16 protein-coding genes are annotated in these 19,125 nt (G+C 61.0%); 5 read left to right on the forward strand and 11 right to left on the reverse strand.

What is annotated here, in order from left to right; translation table 11 throughout:
- Window positions 1-43: 43 nt before the first annotated feature.
- Genes puuE through PAF17_RS07585 form a run of 3 tightly spaced genes read left to right on the forward strand, consistent with a single transcriptional unit; the run spans window position 44 to window position 3,419 of the window.
- Window positions 44-1,456 carry an allantoinase PuuE gene (puuE, locus tag PAF17_RS07575; protein ID WP_271888495.1) on the forward strand — a complete coding sequence of 471 codons (1,413 nt, stop codon included), beginning with the start codon at window positions 44-46 and terminating at the stop codon, window positions 1,454-1,456.
- The gene (locus tag PAF17_RS07580) at window positions 1,453-1,938 is read left to right on the forward strand and encodes an ureidoglycolate lyase (RefSeq protein WP_271888496.1); all 486 of its coding nucleotides are present in this window, start codon (window positions 1,453-1,455) and stop codon (window positions 1,936-1,938) included. The genes puuE and PAF17_RS07580 overlap by 4 nt, the downstream gene beginning before the upstream one ends.
- A gap of 56 nt (window positions 1,939-1,994) precedes the next feature.
- The gene (locus PAF17_RS07585) at window positions 1,995-3,419 is read left to right on the forward strand and encodes a uracil-xanthine permease family protein (RefSeq protein ID WP_271888497.1); all 1,425 of its coding nucleotides are present in this window, start codon (window positions 1,995-1,997) and stop codon (window positions 3,417-3,419) included.
- Between the two features lie 52 nt (window positions 3,420-3,471).
- On the opposite strand, the gene PAF17_RS07590 is transcribed toward PAF17_RS07585, so the two are convergent.
- From PAF17_RS07590 to xdhA, 6 genes are all read right to left on the reverse strand, one after another.
- Window positions 3,472-3,912, reverse strand: a complete 441-nt coding sequence (locus PAF17_RS07590; RefSeq protein ID WP_271888498.1) for a GlcG/HbpS family heme-binding protein — start codon at window positions 3,910-3,912, stop codon at window positions 3,472-3,474.
- A complete protein-coding gene (gene guaD, locus PAF17_RS07595) occupies window positions 3,909-5,210 on the reverse strand; it encodes a guanine deaminase (protein ID WP_271888499.1) in 1,302 nt (433 codons plus the stop codon). Before guaD ends, PAF17_RS07590 begins: the two co-directional genes overlap by 4 nt.
- Before the next feature lie 69 nt (window positions 5,211-5,279).
- A complete protein-coding gene (locus tag PAF17_RS07600) occupies window positions 5,280-6,884 on the reverse strand; it encodes a xanthine/uracil/vitamin C permease (protein WP_271888500.1) in 1,605 nt (534 codons plus the stop codon).
- 71 nt (window positions 6,885-6,955) lie between these two features.
- A complete protein-coding gene (gene xdhC / locus PAF17_RS07605) occupies window positions 6,956-7,780 on the reverse strand; it encodes a xanthine dehydrogenase accessory protein XdhC (protein ID WP_271888501.1) in 825 nt (274 codons plus the stop codon).
- A gap of 1 nt (window position 7,781) precedes the next feature.
- Window positions 7,782-10,109 carry a xanthine dehydrogenase molybdopterin binding subunit gene (gene xdhB / locus PAF17_RS07610; RefSeq protein ID WP_271888566.1) on the reverse strand — a complete coding sequence of 776 codons (2,328 nt, stop codon included), beginning with the start codon at window positions 10,107-10,109 and terminating at the stop codon, window positions 7,782-7,784.
- A gap of 85 nt (window positions 10,110-10,194) precedes the next feature.
- Window positions 10,195-11,652: a xanthine dehydrogenase small subunit gene (gene xdhA / locus PAF17_RS07615; RefSeq protein ID WP_271888502.1), complete on the reverse strand. Its 1,458-nt coding sequence runs from the start codon at window positions 11,650-11,652 to the stop codon at window positions 10,195-10,197.
- A 122-nt stretch (window positions 11,653-11,774) separates the two neighbouring features.
- Here xdhA and PAF17_RS07620 point away from each other — a divergent pair, with 122 nt between their 5' ends.
- Window positions 11,775-12,707: a LysR family transcriptional regulator gene (locus PAF17_RS07620; protein ID WP_271888503.1), complete on the forward strand. Its 933-nt coding sequence runs from the start codon at window positions 11,775-11,777 to the stop codon at window positions 12,705-12,707.
- Between the two features lie 58 nt (window positions 12,708-12,765).
- Here PAF17_RS07620 and bhcD read toward each other — a convergent pair whose 3' ends face one another.
- From bhcD to bhcA, 4 genes are all read right to left on the reverse strand, one after another.
- Window positions 12,766-13,731: an iminosuccinate reductase BhcD gene (gene bhcD / locus PAF17_RS07625; protein WP_271888504.1), complete on the reverse strand. Its 966-nt coding sequence runs from the start codon at window positions 13,729-13,731 to the stop codon at window positions 12,766-12,768.
- A gap of 82 nt (window positions 13,732-13,813) precedes the next feature.
- Window positions 13,814-14,977: a 3-hydroxy-D-aspartate aldolase BhcC gene (gene bhcC / locus PAF17_RS07630; protein WP_271888505.1), complete on the reverse strand. Its 1,164-nt coding sequence runs from the start codon at window positions 14,975-14,977 to the stop codon at window positions 13,814-13,816.
- A 38-nt stretch (window positions 14,978-15,015) separates the two neighbouring features.
- Window positions 15,016-15,987, reverse strand: coding sequence for a beta-hydroxyaspartate dehydratase BhcB (bhcB, locus tag PAF17_RS07635; protein ID WP_271888506.1), 972 nt, complete (start codon window positions 15,985-15,987; stop codon window positions 15,016-15,018).
- The gene (gene bhcA / locus PAF17_RS07640; RefSeq protein ID WP_271888507.1) at window positions 15,987-17,177 is read right to left on the reverse strand and encodes an L-aspartate--glyoxylate aminotransferase BhcA; all 1,191 of its coding nucleotides are present in this window, start codon (window positions 17,175-17,177) and stop codon (window positions 15,987-15,989) included. Before bhcA ends, bhcB begins: the two co-directional genes overlap by 1 nt.
- A 169-nt stretch (window positions 17,178-17,346) precedes the next feature.
- Between bhcA and bhcR the strand changes: the two genes are divergently transcribed.
- The gene (gene bhcR / locus PAF17_RS07645; RefSeq protein WP_271888508.1) at window positions 17,347-18,195 is read left to right on the forward strand and encodes an HTH-type transcriptional regulator BhcR; all 849 of its coding nucleotides are present in this window, start codon (window positions 17,347-17,349) and stop codon (window positions 18,193-18,195) included.
- On the opposite strand, the gene PAF17_RS07650 is transcribed toward bhcR, so the two are convergent.
- On the reverse strand, window positions 18,192-19,037 hold the full coding sequence (locus tag PAF17_RS07650; protein WP_271888509.1) for a bifunctional allantoicase/(S)-ureidoglycine aminohydrolase: 846 nt from the start codon (window positions 19,035-19,037) through the stop codon (window positions 18,192-18,194). The genes bhcR and PAF17_RS07650 overlap by 4 nt on opposite strands.
- Between the last annotated feature and the right edge of the window lie 88 nt (window positions 19,038-19,125).

Raw genomic sequence — 19,125 nt, forward strand, 5'->3', positions numbered from 1 at the left:
ATTTTATCACTTAGGGTCGGTCCAAACAGAAGGAACACTTTGCGTGACACGATACCCGCGAGATATGACAGGCTATGGAAATCAAGCGCCCGGGGTCAAATGGCCCAATGATGCCAGGATCGCAATCCAGATCGTCCTGAACTACGAAGAAGGCGGCGAAAACAATATCCTGCACGGTGATGCCGCGTCCGAGGCGTTCCTGTCGGAGATTGCCGGAGCGGCACCCTGGCCCGGCCAGCGCCACTGGAACATGGAATCCATCTATGAATATGGCAGCCGGGCCGGATTTTGGCGCGTGCACAACCTTTTGAGGGATATACCAGTCACGGTATATGGCGTCGCGACGGCGCTTGCACGCGCGCCCCAGCAGGTCGCCGCGATGCAACAGGCGAAATGGGAAATCGCAAGCCACGGCCTGAAATGGGTCGAACACAAGGACATGCCGCCCGAGGAAGAGCGCGACCAGATCCGTGAAGCGATCCGGCTGCATACCGAGGTCGTGGGCAGCCCGCCGCGAGGATGGTATACGGGCCGCTGCTCGATGAACACGGTCGAACTGGCCGCCGAGGAAGGCGATTTTGCCTATATCGCCGATAGCTATGCCGACGATCTTCCCTATTGGATCAGGGCGGGGGGCAAGGACCAGCTGATCGTGCCGTACACGATGGATTGCAACGACATGCGCTTTGCCATTCAGGCGGGGTTCACGAATGGCGATCAGTTCGAAAGCTACCTGAAGGACAGCTTTGACATGCTGTATGCCGAAGGTCAGGCCGGCGCGCCGAAAATCCTGTCGATCGGGTTGCATTGCCGCCTTGCCGGACGTCCGGGCCGGGCAATGGCGTTGAAGCGTGCGCTGGACCATTTCAAGGCGCATGAGGGGGTGTGGTTCGCAACGCGCGAGCAGATCGCCGATCACTGGCGGCAACATTGCCCTCCGCGGCAAACGATCCGTCCTTCGGAAATGGAACGGTCGGATTTCGTGGCCGCATTCGGAGGTGTTTTCGAACATAGCCCCTGGATTGCCGAAGGGGCCTTTGCGTTGGAACTGGGTCCGTCCCATGACAATGCGGCCGGTGTGCATAACGCCTTGGCCCGGGTGTTTCGCTCGGCCTCGCAGGAGCAGCGTCTTGGGGTCTTGACCGCGCATCCCGATCTGGCCGGGAAACTGGCGGCCGCGGGTCGGTTGACGGCCGAAAGCACCGCTGAGCAGGCAGGGGCCGGGCTGGACATGCTGACTGATGATGAACGCGCCACCTTCACCCGGCTGAATGAAACCTATACCGAGAAATTCGGATTTCCGTTCATCATCGCCGTCAAGGACAACACCAAGGCCAGCATTCTGGACGCGTTCCACCGCCGCATCGCCAATGATCGTGACACCGAATTTGCCGCAGCCTGCCGTCAGGTCGAACGCATCGCCGAGCTTCGCCTGCAAGACAAGTTCGCGACATGAGGCGCGTGATCAGGACCCAGCCTCTGACGGCCCCGGCTTTCGCGCCTTTCGGGGACGTTCTCGATATCGGTGGTGATCCTGACAAGATCATCAATGCAGGGATGTGCGGCCGTTATCACGACCGTGCGCAGCTTGACTTTTCCGGCGGTCGCGCCGGGATCAGCCTGTTCGAGGCGCGCCCGCGAACGCTGCCGATGCTGCTGGATCTGGTCGAACGACACCCGATGGGCAGTCAGGCTTTCTTGCCGATGAGCATGGACCCGTTTCTGGTCATCGTGGCCCCGGATGAAGGCGGGCAGCCGGGGATGCCGCTTGCCTTCGTGACCCGTCCGGGACAGGGCATCAATTTCCATCGGGGCACATGGCATGGCGTGTTGACGCCACTGGCGCAGCCCGGCCTGTTCGCCGTTGTCGACCGGATCGGCGAGGGCAGAAACCTCGAAGAACATTACTTCGATCACGAGATCATCATCGAAACCTAACCGAGGATTCGCCGCAGGAGGAATCGGCTCAGCATCATCAGAGAGGGGCAATCACCATGTCAGATGCATCACTAGGGACGCCGGAACAACTTAGGGACCCAGATTATTCCCCGCCTTTGCACAAGGCGATCCCATTGGGAATTCAGCATGTTCTGGCCATGTTCGTGTCCAATGTCACGCCAGCGATCATCATCTGTGGCGCGGCCGGGTTCGGCTATGGCTCGAACAGCCCTGATTTTCCCCAGATGATCTACATGATCCAGATGTCGATCTTCTTTGCGGGTGTCGCGACCCTGTTTCAGTCGATCGGTTTTGGCCCGGTCGGGGCGCGTCTGCCGATTGTGCAGGGCACCAGCTTTGCCTTCATTCCGATCATGATCCCACTGGTCGCGGGCAAAGGTGTCGATGCCATCGCGGTGCTGATGGGCGGTATTGCGGCCGGCGGTCTGTTCCACACTTTCCTGGGTCTGTTTATCGGCAAGCTGCGCTTTGCGTTGCCGCCACTTGTCACGGGGTTGGTGGTCACCATGATCGGTCTGGCGGTGGTCAAGGTCGGTATCCAGTATGCCGCCGGCGGGGTGCCTGCAATCGGAACCGAGGAATACGGTTCGGGGCTGAACTGGTTCATGGCCGGCGTGGTGATCGTGGTCATTATTGCGCTGAAATTCTTTGCACGCGGCATGCTGTCGGTTTCGGCGGTGCTGATCGGGCTTTTGGTCGGCTATGCGGTCGCCTTTGTCTTGGGTGAGGTCGATCTGGGCAATGTCGGCAGGGCGGCGCCGCTGGCTTTGCCGAACCCGCTGCATTTCGGGTTGGAGTTTTCGGTGGCGTCGGTCATCGGTTTCTGCGCGATGTCATTCGTGTCAGCGGTCGAGACGGTCGGCGATGTGTCGGGGATTACCAAGGGCGGTGCCGGCCGAGAGGCAACCGACAAGGAAATCCAGGGTGCGACCTTTGCGGACGGCATTGGCACCGCTGTTTCGGGCCTGTTCGGTGCATTGCCCAACACGTCGTTCAGCCAGAATGTCGGCCTGATCGCGATGACCGGTGTCATGAGCCGCAGGGTCGTGACGATTGGCGCGATCTTTCTGATCGTCTGCGGGCTGAACCCGAAATTTGGCGCCATCATTTCGTCGATCCCGATCGAAGTTCTGGGCGGTGGCGTCATCGTGATGTTCGGTATGGTTGTCGCGGCGGGCATTTCGATGTTGTCGGATGTGAACTGGAACCGGCGTAACATGGTCATCTTTGCCATTGCGCTATCGCTGGGGCTTGGCTTGCAATTAGAGCCGGCGGCACTGCAACACATGCCTGAAACGATGAAGGTTCTGGGAACGTCGGGCATTCTGCCGGCGGCGCTGGTGGCGATTGTCCTCAACCTGATTTTGCCCGAAGAGCTGTCCAGTGAATCGACCGAGGAAGTATCGGGCGGTCTTTCGGGGCATGGGACAGGTTCGATCAGTCAAGGTGACAAGCACTGAGGCTGCGCATCGCAGCTGGCTTGTTGGGGCGGTGCGTGAAAACGCGCCGCCTTTACTTTGCGGGTGCTTGCCTGATGCTGCGCTGGAACGCGTCAATTCCGGCCTGTGCGACCTGCCGATCCTGATCGGGGGTGCCAGAGCTGACGCCAATGCCGCCGATGACATCGCCATTCATCACGACAGGCAGTCCGCCGCCCACGACCATCAAGCGTCCACCAATCGCCGACTGGATGCCATAGGCCGGTGCGCCCGGTTGGCTGATCGCGCCATATTCATGCGTGGCCTTTTTCGCGCCCGCCGCCGTGAAAGCCTTGTCGATCGCAATGGTGCTCGATGTGATCTTGCCGCCATCCATCCGGCGAAAGGCGATCAATTGGCCGGCCTCGTCGCAAATGGCAATGCACATAGGCACGCGCAAATCGTCGGCCTGTGCGACGGCCCCGGCGATCAGGGTATCGGCATCCGCAGCATCCAGTCGGGTGATCGTAATCATTGACGGCCTTTCTTTTGCGGATTGCCCGCAACATAGGTTTCCACGATGGCGCGGTCGTCACCCATCATCTGCAGGGCAAACAGTTCCTCCGCCAGCGTTTCTGCGCGGTCCATGCGCAGGGCCATTGCCGGGGTCGCACGGGAATCCAGCACGACGATATCGGCCTCGGTTCCCGCGTCGAGCGAACCGATCCGGTCCCCCAGGCCCAGAACATGGGCATTGCCGCGGGTGATCCAGTGAAATGCCCGCAGCGCGTGCAGTTTCTGATCCTGAAGTTGCAGGATCTTGTATCCTTCGTTCAGGGTTTGCAGCATGGAAAAGCTGGTGCCGGCACCGATATCCGTGGCGATGGCATTGGTGATCCCCTGTGCGCGCAGACCTGCATCGTCAAACAATCCGCTGCCGAGAAACAGGTTCGAAGTCGGACAGAATACGGGATGGGACTGTGTTTCCGCGATGGTCGCAATTTCGCGCGGGCGCAGGTGGATTGCGTGGCCCAACAAGGTGCGCGGGCCAAGCAACCCATAGGCTTCATACACATCCAGATAGTCACGCGCCTGGGGGTAGAGTTCCGCCGTATAGGCGATTTCGGCCTGGTTTTCGGACAGATGCGTCTGGACGTAGCAATGCGGATAGCGCGCAGCCAGAGCTTGGGCCGTTTCCATTTGCGCGGGCGTCGAGGTGATCGCAAAGCGTGGGGTGATGGCATAGGACAGTCGTCCTTGCCCGTGCCATGCCTCTATCAGCGCAACACTGTCGTCATAGCCCGATTGCGGTGTGTCCAGCACTTCGTCCGGGGCGTTGCGGTCCATCAGGGTCTTGCCGGCGATCATGCGCATGTCGCGTGAATGCGCTTCGGAAAACAGTGCCTCGGCAGACCCCTTGTGCGATGAACAGAACGCAACCGCAGTCGTCGTGCCGTGATCGGTCAGCAGGTCACAAAAACGCCCCGCCATCGCGCGGGCATGTTGGGCATCGCCGTATTGGGCCTCGGCTGGGAAGGTATATCCGTTCAGCCATTCCAGAAGCTGACTGCCCCAGCTGGCCACGATCTGCAACTGTGGAAAATGAATATGGGTGTCGATGAATCCTGGCATCAACAGATGGGGCCGATGATCTATCACCTCGGCACCCGTCGCGCGCGGGGCAATGTCATCATAGCCCCCGGTTGCGACGATCTGCCCGGCTTCCAACAGCAATGCGCCATCCTCGATATAGCTGTAGGCATCCGTGTCTTCCGCGCCGGCGGGTTCGCGGTGAAAGGTCAGAACTCGTCCACGTAGCAGGGTCTGGAGCATGGTGTCATCTTTCATTCAGCTGGGCCGGGGCGGGGCGGATCCACGCCCCGGCTATGGGCGTGTTTCACATCAGGCGCGATCGAACGCCGGGGTGTCGTCATCTATGAAATCAGGCTCGTCAGGCACGATGATGCGATGTTCCAGATCTTCTTGCGGGGCGATTTTAGGGTAGACGATCATGAACAGCCCAACGATCAGATAGCCGACGGTGATGCCGTCGAGCTGCGGCATCTGCAGCGTAAAGCTGTGGATGATGCCGACCGAGGACATGACCGCCGCGCCAAGGGCAAAGTAACCCGCATGACGGAACCGCCCGTCGATCACGTCGGCGACAATCGCGCCCCAGACCAGACCCGTGATGATCGCGCCCTGGCTCAGCGCCAGATGACCCTCGTAATGCGCACCCTCGGTCAACAGCGCCGCTGTCAGTGCGTCGTCGCCAAGTTGGGGCAAACCTTCGATGCCGGTGCTGCGCAATGCGTTCACCAACGCCCCCCATTTGATGATCAGAAAGTTCGAGATATGGGGCAGGATGGCGAAGGCGACGGCGGCCATATGCGCGGGTTTGACCGCATAGCCGGTATTGGTGATCAGGCTGACGGCTACAAAAACCAGAACCGGCGCGGCGGCAGCAATCGGGATCAGGCCGGCCAGCAGCGACAGAAAGCCCAGAAAGGCCGCCGCCGCGATCACGACCGCCACGCCAATGATGTAACCGGCGTGACCGCCAAGGCGCTTATAGGCCGGATGTCCGATATAGACCGTTGTCGGGAAGGGGGAACCGAACAGCGCCCCCAGCATGGTGCCTGCACCATCCGTCAACTGGCAGATGGCGACCGGGTATTCGTCGCCGGCGGCTTCTGCAGATTCGACGTTGTTCATGGTTTCGATGAAATTGTAGATCTGCACCGGAATCAGCACCAGGAACAATTCTGGATTGGCGAACAGGTATTGGATGCCCGCGATCATGTCGCCCAGATAGGGAACAGGGGGGTAGAACCCGATGCCATCGGTGGTGAAGCTGGATTTCCCCAGGAAAACCGCGATCACGGTCCCGATGCCAATCGCGACCAGGCCGGCTGGCACGTTGCCGGGCAACCGGAAACGCCCGATCAGCCCCCACAGGATGAACAGCAAAGAGGTGAATCCGATGATCGGGTTCTCGAAAATTTCGGCCAGGGGCACCGATCCGATAAAGACCAGCGCGATCCCGCAAAGCGTGCCCAGCATCCCGGCGCGTGGCGTGATCCGTTTCAGGAAAGGGCCGATAATCGCGCCCAATGCGGCGACAATCCCGCCCATGAAGCCCGCACCGATTCCAACCTGCCATGCCAGCAGGGGATCTTGTGTTGCCCAATAGATCGGACCGATGACCCCGAAAAGATAGACGAACATCACAGGTGTCGACAGCCCATAGGGAAGGGCTGTGACGTCACGACCATGGCGCTGCGCCGCCCGGCCGGCCATGATGGTATAAACCGCCACACCTGCCAGAATCGCGACCGCGGCGCCCGGCACGATGCGCCCGAACACGATCTCGGCGGGCATCTGAAAGACGAACTGGCAGACCCCTGACAGGATCAGCAAATTCACGAGATTGTCGGTGAACAGCGCCCAGAAAGCGCTGAAATCGCCCCGACTGAACAATCGGTAGCTATAGGTCGCCTGTGACATCAGATACCCCCTCCCATGGGCTTGTGCAGACGCGCCGCCCTCCTCTGGCGGTGGATGCGTCTCTGGTGCCGTTAACCGGCATATGCGTATGAATGCGCCTTTGCCCGCGTCAGCGCGGTCATGACCTCGGCCGCGACAAAGGCGGCAATGACCTCGGGGCGTTTGTCCGTGCTGCCGGTTGCGCCGATGGGGCAAACCAGCCGCGACGTGCCGATGCGTGGCGATTGCTGTGCATGGAACCGTTCGAATCTTGTCCGTTTGGTTTGCGATCCGATCAGGCCGACATAGGCTGCATCGCCTCGGGCGAGTGCCTCGGATGTCAGCAGAAAGTCCAATGCGTGGTCATGGGTCATGACCACAAAAGCCGCGCCTGCCGGGGCATTGCGGATTTCGGCTTCGGGCAGGGCGGTCAGGCAGCGCTCGACCGGGGCACGGCACAGCCGCAGCTCGTCCTGGCGGCTGTCGATCAGTACGGTCCGAACCGGCAGCAGGGCCAGAAAGGATGCAAGTGCACGCCCCACATGTCCCGCGCCGCAGATATGCACGACCGGTCGCGCGGCAAGCGCGGCGGCGCGATCAGACAGGATATGTTCGCATGCCTTGTCGTCCAGATGTTCCAATCGCAACGTGACATGCCCCCCGCAGCATTGTCCGATTCCGGGGCCAAGGGGCATGTCCATGCTGACCTGACGTTCTTGGGTGGCGATCATCCGGCGGGCGCGTTCGATTGCGCGAAGTTCTAGCTGGCCGCCACCGATCGTGCCGAAAAACGCATCTTTGGCCACGAACATTTCAGCATCCGTGTCACGCGGGGTCGAACCCAGAACGGAATCGACGCTGACATGAATGACATCGGCATGATTTGCCATGAATTGCTCGAACCCGTTGGCCATCATTCTAACCCGCGCCTTGCAGACGTTCGATGGCCAGAAGAACCCGTTCAGGCGTGGCCGGTGCATCAAGACGCGGACATTCCCGATAGTTTACGGTGCTGGCGACCGCATGGGACAGGGCCTCGAACACCGAAATGCCCAGCATGAAGGGCGGCTCGCCCACGGCCTTGGAGCGTTTGATGGTCTTTTCGCGGTTTTCCGACCACCCTGCCAGCTTGACGTTGAATACACGCGGCCGGTCCGAGGCCAGCGGGATCTTGTAGGTCGACGGGGCATGGGTGCGAAGCTGTCCCTTGTCATCCCACCACAATTCCTCGGTGGTCAACCAGCCCATGCCCTGAACAAAGGCACCCTCGACCTGGCCCTTGTCGATGATCGGGTTCAGCGATTTGCCGACATCATGCAGGATATCGGTGCGCTCGACCCGGTATTCGCCGGTCAGCGTGTCGACCGAAACCTCGGAACATGCTGCGCCGTAAGCATAATAATAGAACGGTCGCCCCTTGCCGGTCGCGCGGTCCCAATGGATTTTCGGCGTCTTGTAGAAGCCGGCAGCCGACAGATGGATGCGGGCCATATAGGCTTCGCGGATCAGATCGGCAAAGGAGATGCGCGTCGTGCCGATTTCGATCGCATTGGCGACAAAGCGCACATCTTCAGGGGTGGTTTGCCAGCGTTCGGCGGCGAAACCGTTCAGACGTTCCTTGATCTGGCGGGCCGCGTCCTGTGCGGCCATGCCGTTCAGGTCCGATCCGGACGAGGCTGCCGTCGCCGAGGTGTTGGGCACCTTTTCGGTCGTGGTCCTGGTGATCTTGATCTTGTCGATATCGACCTGCAATTCATCCGCGACGACCTGTGCGACCTTGGTGTTCAGGCCTTGGCCCATCTCGGTGCCGCCATGGTTCAGATGAATCGAGCCATCCGAATAGATATGCACCAGCGCGCCAGCCTGATTGTACCATGTCGCGGTGAACGAGATTCCGAACTTGACCGGTGTCAGCGCGATGCCGCGCCTGATGATCCCGCCCTGTGCATTCCAGTCCAGAACCGCCTGACGCCGCGCTTGATAATCGGCGCTTTGTTCCAGTTCCGCGATGATGCGCGGTGCTATATTGTCCTCGACCGTCTGGTGATAGGGCGTCACATCGCGGCCCCTGTCCCCATAGAAATTGCGCTTGCGGATTTCGAGACTGTCCAGTCCGCGATGATAGGCGATTTCCTCGATGATCCTTTCGGCAGCGATCACGCCCTGCGGCCCGCCAAATCCGCGAAATGCCGTATTGGATACGGTGTTCGTCTTCATCGGATGCGAGTTCAGCACGACATCGGGATAGAAATAGGCATTGTCCGCATGAAACAGCGCCCGATCCGTCACCGGCCCCGACAGGTCCGAGGAAAACCCGCAACGCGCGGCAAAATCACCCGAGACCGCCAGAATGCGCCCGTCATCGTCAAAGCCGACTTCGTAGTCGATGACAAAATCATGGCGCTTTCCGGTCGCGCTCATGTCGTCGTCGCGATCCGGGCGTATCTTGACGGGGCGATGCCATTTCTTTGCCGCGACAGCGGCCACCGCACAGAACAGGTTCATCTGGGTTTCCTTGCCCCCGAAGCCGCCGCCCATGCGGCGCACATTCACGGTCACCGCGTTCGAAGGCACGCCCAGAACATGTGCGACCATATGCTGGGCTTCGGTCGGGTGCTGGGTCGAGGAATGGACCGCGACATCCTCGTCCTCGCCGGGGATGGCAAAGGCGATATGCCCTTCCAGATACATGTGATCCTGTCCGCCGACGACCATCTGACCCTTGATCCGATGGGGGGCCTTGTCCATGGCAGCCAGCGCGTCACCGCGTTTCAACGTCAGTGGCGGGGTGACATAGCCCATGCCGGCTTCGCGGGCCGCAACGGGATCAAGCGCATGGGGCAGATCCCGATAGGTGATCTGCGCCAGCCTGGCGGCGCGACGTGCCGCATCGCGGGTTTCGGCGACGACGGCAAAGACGGGCTGGCCCCAGAACTCGACCTTCTGTTCGGCAAAGATCGGTTCGTCATGGCGGCCGGTGGGCGAGACATCGTTGACGCCGGGAATGTCGCTTGCGGTCAGCACACCGATGACACCCGGCGCGGCCTTGACCGCGCTCAGGTCGATCTTGTCGATCTTGGCATGGGCGCGCGTCGACAGGCCCAGATAGGCATGCAGCGTGCCCGCCGGTTCGGGGATGTCGTCGCAATATTCGGCGCGTCCGGTGACATGCTTGATGGCGCTGTCATGGCGCAGGTCGGAATGCACGCTGCCCTTGATGACATTGCGGTTCTGATCGGCGCGCATCAGTTCCTGCGCAACCGGAGGATCCTTGCGCATGTCCGTGGCAAGCGGGGCTTCAACGGTCTTGTCGGTCATCTTGGGTCCTCCGTCACGCGCTCAGCCGGACAGGCGTGGCATTGTCCTGTGCTTCCAGCCAGAAACGGCGGAACAGGTTTCTGGCGACCCGCATCCGGTAATCGGACGAGGCGCGCCAATCGGTCAGCGGCGTGAAATCCTGTGCCAAATGATCGGCCGCGTCGCGCAGGGTTTCCTCGGTCCAGGCCTGCCCGACCAGTGCCGCCTCGGCGGTGGTGGCGCGTTTCGGTGTGGCCGCCATGCCGCCGAATGCAATCCGCGCCTCGGTGATCCGGCCATCATTGATGCGCAGCGCAAACCCGGCCGCAACCGAGGAAATATCCTCGTCCCGCCGCTTGGATATCTTGTAGGCCGCATAGCGCATGTCGCTGGCGGGCAGCGGAATGCGCAGGGATTCCAGAAATTCACCCGCGGCGAGATCCTGCTTTCCGTAATCGATGAAGAAATCCTCGACCGGCATGCTGCGCTGCGTCGTGCCCTTGCGCAGCACGATCTGGGCCCCCAGCGAAATCAGCACCGGCGGCGTATCCCCGATGGGCGAGCCATTGGCGACATTTCCGCCGATTGTCCCCATGGCGCGGATCTGCCATCCGGCGATCCGGTCCCAGTATTCGCCCAGATGCGAGAAATGCTGCGCCAGAACCGCGCGGCTGCCGGTATAGCTGACACCCGCGCCGAACTCGATCGCGCTGTCCGTCACCTCGATACGCCGCAGTCCGTCAAGATGGCCAAGGAATATGACCGGAGAGATGTCGCGCAGGAATTTCGTCACCCACAGCCCCACATCCGTCGCGCCTGCGACAAGCGTAGCCTGCGGATAATCCTGCAGCGCCTGCGCCAGATCGTCGACCGAGGCCGGCAGGATCGCACGGCTGTTGCCTTTTGACAGCTCGACCCTTGCACCGTCGCTTAAAGCCCCAAGACGTGCGCTGACAGCCTGCCTTTCGGTGTTCAGCGCATCCTGTGCGGGGCTGCCCATCGTCGTTGCGGCCAGTGCCGCCTTGATGATCGGCTCGTATCCGGTGCAGCGACACAGGTTCCCCTGAATTGCGGTTTCGATGTCGGTCGCGTCGGGTGCGGGGTTTTCCATCCACAAGGCGTAAAGCGACATCACGAAACCGGGCGTGCAGAAGCCGCATTGGCTGCCGTGATGTTCAACCATGGCCTGCTGGACCGGATGCAGCCGGCCATCCGGCCCTGACAGATATTCGATCGTCACGACATGACAGCCATCCAGCGATGCCAGCAGGCGGATACAGGCATTGACCGGCTCATAGGTCAGGGTGCCGTCGCGCAGGCGGCCAACCAGTACCGTGCAGGCGCCGCAATCGCCTTCCGCGCAGCCCTCCTTGGTTCCGGTCAGGCGGCGTTCGATGCGCAGGAAGTCCAACAGCGTATCGGTGGCCGAGACCGCATCCAATGTGATGTCCTTGCCGTTCAGCAAAAAGCGGAGTTCGGTTCTGTTCGCCATTGAAACCTCCTTGGTCGCGCCTGGAAAGCCGGAACAATCCAGTTATCACCGGAAAAAGAGCTCTGAAAAACAGGATAGTCGGGTATACTCTTTCAATGATTTGTTGAAAATCGGACGGAGCAATGCCTTATCTTGAAAGTTTACGCGTCTTTGTGCGCGTGGTCGAGCTTGGCAGCATCACCGCAGGAGGACGCGATCTGCGGCTGACGCCAGCCGTGGCCAGCAACCGGATCAAGGAGCTGGAGCGCCGGTTGGATGTACGTTTGTTCAACCGCACGACGCGCAAGCTGACACCGACCGATGTCGGGCGGGCCTTCTATGACCATGCGCGCAATGTGGTGCAAAGCCTGGAAGATGCCGAAGCCGCGGCCTCGGCCTTTTCCAGCCAACCTCATGGAAGCGTACATGTCACGGCACCGCTTGGGGTCGGCAAACGCATTATCGCGCCGCTGATCCCCGAGTTCGTTGACAAATACCCCGATGTTTCGGTGCGATTGCGGCTGTCTGATCGCAAGGTGGATCTGTTGGAAGACAGCCTGGATGTGGCCTTTTTCGTCGGGCGACCGCCGGATTCCAACCTGACGCTGAAAAAGATCGTCGATACGCCGCGGCTGCTCTGTGCGTCACCAGAATATCTTGATCGTCACGGCATGCCCGAAACGCCTGACGATCTGCGCAATCACAACTGTCTGTTGTTACGTTATCCGCGGTCGCCGGAATGGTATTGGACCCTGCGCACGGCTGGCGGCAGTTTGCGCATGGATGTTTCTGGCAGCTACGATTCCGATGATGGCGATGTGCTGACCGGCTGGGCTCTGGCCGGGCGCGGGATCATCAACAAACCCCTGTTCGAAGTTGCACATCATCTGGCCGAAGGGCGTCTGGTCGAGCTGCTGCCGCAGACGCCGCCCGAACCCGCGCTGTTTGGCTGTCTTTACCCGCATCGCAGGTTTCAGGACAGCAAGGTCAGGCTGCTGATCGATTTCATGCTGCGCCGCTGTCGCGAGGCGCTGTCGCCCAATGCGACCCGGAAGCAAAAAGATAGCGTTCGCTGAAATGACGACACCGCCCGGAACAGGGCGGTGTCGAACGCTTTTACCCGGCGGGGTTTCGTCAGAAATCGACCTCGATCGCGCTGCCTTTCTTGGCGGCCAGATCAACGACCGCCGCAGCGACGGCAAGATCCTGCAATCCGACGCCGGTGCCGTCGAACAGGGTGATCTGATCGTCGCCCTCTCGACCGGGATGGGTGCCATTGATCACCGCGCCGATCTGGGTCACATCGCTTTCCGCGATCAGCCCCTGGGCCACGGCGTGCTGGGCCTCGCCGATGGTGATGGATTGCGCGACTTCATCGGTAAAGACCGTCGCGCGCGCCAGCAGGGCGGCCTCGACCTCCTGCTTGCCCTTGGTGTCGGTGCCCATGCAGGCGACGTGGCACCCGGGACTGACATGATCGGCCATCAGCGAAGGCGCAAAGGCCGAGGTGATCGAGATGATGACATCCGCCTGACGCATCCCGTCCAGTTCGACCGCCTCGAAGGGCACGCCTGCCTCATCCGCGACTTTCTGGATGTTTGGCAGCATCTCGGGATGATAGTTCCAGCCGATGACCTTGTCGAAGCTGCGCTGTTCCAACGCGGCGCGCAGCTGGAACGTGGCCTGATGGCCCGCGCCAACCATGCCCAGAACCCTTGCGTCGGTCCGGGCCAGATGCTTGATCGAGACCGAGGACGCGGCCGCCGTGCGCAGCGCGGTCAGCAGGTTGCCCCCGACCATCGCCTTGACCTTGCCGGTGTCAGGGTCGAACAGGAAGACCGTCGACTGGTGGTTGATCAGCCCCCGCTTTTCCAGATTGTTCGGCCAGTACCCCCCGGCCTTCAGTCCCAGCGTCAGGCCCGCCCGGTCGAACCCGCCCTTGAACCCGTACAGCGCATCTTCATGGCCGATCGCCTCACGCACGACGGGGAAATTATAGGCATCACCTGCGGCCATGGCAGCAAAGACGCGTTCTACCGCGTCGAACGCAGCTTCGCGGGTCATCAGATCGGCGATATGGCGTTCGGGGACGATCAGCATGTCATTCTCCTGATAGGGCAAGTCAGCATGTCGCGCCCCGGGCCTGATTGCGGCCAAGGGCGGACAGGTCGGAACGGCGATATCAATAGGCGCGGCCGCGTGCCGAAACCGGCCAGACGCATTCGACCTTGCCGTTGCGCACGCCCACATACCAGTCGTGGACATTCGCCGTCGGGTCGCAATGGCCGGGCACCAGCTTCAGCTTTTCATTGACCTTCAGCACGCCCTGAGGGTCGGACACGACGCCATGTTCGTCCGAGCATTTGACATATTCCACATCGTCGCGGCCAAAGACGACGGGCAGGCCGCTATCGACCGATTGCGCCTTCAGCCCGGCATCGACGATGGCCTTGTCGGCTTTGGCGTGGCTCATGACCGAGGTCAGGATGAAGAAGGCGTTTTCCCATTCGCCCTGATCGATCCGCTTGCCGTCCCTGTCCAGAATGCGGCCGTAATCCGCATCCATGAAGGCGTAGGAGCCGCATTGCAATTCGTTATAGACGCCGGAATTCGACTCGAAATAATAGGATCCCGTGCCACCGCCGGAAACCAGTTCGCACTCGATCCCCTCGGCTTTCAGCCCGGCGACCGCGTCCCTGACCATGGCGATGGCGATGTCCAGCTTTTCCTGACGCGCCTCATAGCTGTCCAGATGCTGCATCGCGCCCTGATAGGCCTGAATGCCGGTGAATTTCAGGTTCTCGGCGGCTTGGACGGCCTTGGCGATCTCGATCACGGCGGGGGTCGTGGTCACGCCGCAGCGGCCCGCGCCACAGTCGATTTCCACAAAGACCTCAAGCTGTGTGCCATGCCTGACGGCGGCGGCGGACAGGTCGGCGACATTGGCCAGATCGTCGACGCAGACGATGATGCGGCTGCCCAGTTTTGGCAGGCGTGCAAGGCGGTCGATCTTGGCCGGGTCGCGCACCTGGTTCGAGACCAGCACATCCTTGATGCCGCCGCGCACGAAGACCTCGGCCTCGGACACTTTCTGACAGCAGACGCCGACCGCGCCGCCGATGCGTTCCTGCAATTGCGCCACATCGACCGATTTGTGCATCTTGCCATGCACCCGGTGGCGCATTCCATGCGCCTTGGCATAATCGCCCATCTTGGTGATGTTGCGTTCCAGCGCGTCCAGATCAAGGATCAGGCAGGGCGTCTGGATGTCGGCCTCGTCCATGCCGGGCTTGGCGGGGATGTCATAGCCGACTTCGAAGTCGTCGAGATTGCTCATGTCTTTCATGTCCATAGTCCTTTGACGGTAAAGGCTGTCGGTCCGTGTCAGGCGGAACCCAGCCAGGGAAGCCTGTCCAGATCGACATTGCCACCGGTGATGATGATGCCGACGCGCTTGCCCGCGAAACGGTCAGGGTTTTTCAGAACCGTCGCCAGCGGCACGGCCGAAGATGGTTCGACCACGATGCGCAGATGCTTCCATGCCAGTTTCATGGCGTCGATGATCTCTTGCTCGGATGCGGTCAGGATGTCGGTGACATGGCGCGAAACGAAATGCCAGGTGCGTTCCTTCAGCGGCACAAGCAACCCGTCCGCAACGGTCTTGGGCGCATCATCGGCGATGATATGCCCTGCCTTGAAGCTGCGATAGGCGTCATCGGCCTGTTCCGGTTCGGCGGCGATGATCTGCGTTTCCGGTGCCAGCGTCGACAATGTCAGACAACATCCCGACACCATGCCCCCGCCGCCAATTGGCGCGACGACACTATCCAGCCCGTCGGTCTGTTCGATGAATTCGCGGGAACAGGTGCCCTGACCGGCGATCACGCGCGGATCGTTATAGGGATGCACGAAATCGCCACCAGTGGCCGCCTGAACCTGCGCGAAGGTTGCCTCGCGCGAGGTGGTCGAGGGCTCGCATTCCGTTATCTGACCGCCATAGCGGCGCACCGTGTCCTTTTTCGCCTGCGGGGCCGTATGCGGCATCACGACATTGCAGGGAATGCCCCGCCGCATCGCCGCATAGCTGAGGCAGGAGGCATGGTTGCCCGAGGAATGGGTGGCCACGCCCCGGCGGGCCTGTTCGTCATTCAACCCGAAGACCGCATTGGCCGCGCCACGCACCTTGAAGGCGCCGGGTTCCTGAAAATTCTCGCATTTGAAGAAGAGCGACGCGCCGGTCAGATCGTTCAGGTAATCCGAGACGCGCACGGGCGTGCATCGGATATGCGGCCTGATGCGATCATGCGCGGCCAGCATATCCTCGTAGCTGGGAATATCGAGGGCGTCGTCTCTCATCACGCGGCGTTCCTTTGGGCAATGGACGGGGTCGCGCGGTAATATTCCTGCGCCGCCGCAACGCCGGCGCCAAGCCTGATGTCCAGCCCCAGATCGGCCATGCACATTTCTGCTGTGGCGATGCCCGAAAGCGCCATCACGTCGGTCAGGCTGCCAAGATGGCCGATGCGAAAGACCTTGCCTGCGACCTCGCCGAGACCGACACCAAAGGCGACGCCATATTTCTCGGCTGCATGGGTCACGATGTCGGTGGCGTTGAAACCCGCGGGCGTGCGGATCGCACTGACCGTGTCGGAATAGACCGAGGGATCCGTCGCGCAAAGTTCCAGCCCCCAGGCGTGGACAGCCGCACGCACGCCCTCGGCGATGCGATGATGGCGCTGGAACACGTTGCCCAGGCCCTCGTTCAGCAGCATCGTGCAAGCCTCGTTCAAACCGTTCAGAAGGCCAACTGCCGGGGTATAGGGATAGGCGTTATTGGCATAACCCTTGGCCATGTCATGTATGTCAAAGAAGGTGCGGGGCAGGGTGCCCGTTTGCGTTGCTGCCATCGCCTTGGCGCTGAAGCCGACGATCGCCAGACCTGCCGGCAACATGAAGCCCTTTTGCGATCCGGTGACGGCGATATCGACGCCCCATTCGTCAAAGCGGAAATCCATTGATCCGATCGAGGACACGCCGTCAACGAACAGCATGGCAGGATGCCCCGCCTGATCCAGCGCGTGACGCAGCGCGCCGATATCCGATTTCACGCCGGTAGCGGTCTCATTATGGGTCGCCAACACCGCCTTGATCCGATGATCCCTGTCGGCGCCGAGGATCTCGCGATAGCGATTGGCGGGCAGGCCGTCGCCCCACGGGGTCTCGATGATTTCGACATCCAGACCGTGGCGCTGGCACATATCGATCCAGCGATGGCTGAACATTCCGTTGCGTGCCGCCAGAACCTTGTCGCCCGGCGACAGCGTGTTGGTCAGCGCGGTTTCCCAGCCTCCGGTGCCGGTCGAGGGGAAAATGAAGATCTCGGCCTGTTCGCTTTTCAGCACCTTGCTGACACCCTGCCGCGCGGGGTGGAGGATCTGGCCGAACAAGGGCGAGCGGTGGTCGATTGTCGGCATGTCGCAAGCCTTGCGCAGGCTTTCGGGGATATTCGTCGGACCGGGGATGAAAACCGGATTCTGAAAGCTCATGGATGATCTCCTTCCATCGTTACAGGCAGGATAGGGACGCGGGGAGATCTTGGAAATTATTTTGAAATCAAGTTTCATTTTTGAAGGTTCGACACTTAACCGTTTATTGTCAACAGGTTGATTTTTTCATACACTGAACTTGGCTTTCACAAATGAGCGAAGGTTGCTTATGGAGTTTCAGGATAATCAACCCGGCACCAACCGAAAGCCGCGTGGCAGGCCGCGTGGGTGGGACGACAACACCGCCCAGAATACGATCAAGTCACTGGACCGCGCGATGGAGGTGTTCGAATATCTGAGCCAGTCTCAGGGCAAGACGCTGACGGGCCTTGCCGGCGATATGGGGCAATCGCCCGCGACGGTTTACCGGATCCTTGTTACATTGGAGGGCCGGGGGCTGGTCGAGTTCGACCATCAGGATCAGGTCTGGCATATCGGGCCGCGGGCCTTTGTCATCGGATCAAGATTTCTGCGCCGCACCAGTCTTGTTGAACGGGCCCGTCCCGTGCTGCGCAAGCTGATGGAAGTGACCGGCGAAACCGCAAATCTGGGGGTCGAGAAAGAGGGCGCGGTCCTGTTCCTGAGTCAGGTGGAAACCCATGCCAGTATCCGGGCATTTTTCCCGCCGGGAACATTGTCTTCCATGCATGCGTCTGGGATCGGCAAGGCGCTGTTGGCGCATATGGATCAAGACCGGTTGCAGCGGGTGCTGGCGGCCATGCCGTTGCGGGAATATACGGCCCGTTCGATCACGTCGCGGTCCGGGCTGATGCAGGATCTGGACAAGATTCGTGCCGCGGGTTTTTCGGTCGACGATGAGGAAAAGAACACCGGCATGCGCTGCATCGCGGCCCCCGTCTTTGACGTGAACCGCGAGGCTGTGGCAGGCATATCGGTTTCCGGGCCGACCAGCCGCATTCACGCGGATGAAATCGCAAGGCTCAGTCGGCACGTGATCGCGGCGGCACGGCAATTGACGCTGGCGATTGGCGGTGAACCCGGCGCTGCGCCGGGTTAGCGCGTGCCGCCCGGCAGCCCCGCTGGTCCAAGGGGCATGTGCCGGTTTACATCCTTGTACAACAGATAGCGGAACCGCCCCGGCCCGCCTGCGTAACATGCCTGCGGACAAAAGGCGCGCAGCCACATGTAATCCCCGGCTTCGACCTCGACCCAATCATTGTTCAACCGGTAGACTGCCTTGCCCTCCAACACGTAAAGTCCATGTTCCATGACATGCGTTTCAAGAAACGGGATCACGGCACCCGGTTCAAAGGTCACAACGGTGACATGCATGTCGTGACGCAGATCGGCCGGATCCACAAAGCGCGTGGTGGCCCATTTCCCATCGGTTCCGGGCATGGGGGTCGGGGTGATGTCGTTTTCATTCAGGATCAGGACATCTGGCAGGTCTAACCCGTCCACGGCCTCATAGGCCTTGCGGATCCAGTGAAAGCGCAATGTCCCGCTGCCGTGGTTATGCAATGTCCAGGCGCTTGCGGGGGGAAGATAGGCATAGCCGCCGGGGCGCAGTTGATGGGCTTCACCCGCGATATTCAGGGTCGCATGACCCTCGACGACAAATAGCACGGCCTCGGCCCGGGGATCGGTTTCGGGGCGGTCGGACCCGCCGCCCGGCTGCACTTCCATGATATATTGTGAGAACGTCTCGGCAAAGCCGCTGAGCGGGCGCGAAATGACCCAAAGGCGGGTTTGTTCCCAAAAGGGCAGGAAGCTGGTCACGATGTCGCGCATCGTGCCCCTGGGGATGACGGCATAGGCGTCGGTAAAGACCGCGCGATCGGTCAGAAGCTGTTCTTGTCCGGGATGCCCGCCCTGCGGCGCATAATACTTGGGTTTCATGACTGCTCCTGAACGCACGATTGTTTCAATCGAATATGCGATGCCGGTCAGGCACGGACCACATGCAAAGAGACTACAGCTCTATTCC

The sequence above is a fragment of the Paracoccus onchidii genome (assembly GCF_028294535.1).
Lineage (GTDB): Bacteria > Pseudomonadota > Alphaproteobacteria > Rhodobacterales > Rhodobacteraceae > Paracoccus > Paracoccus onchidii.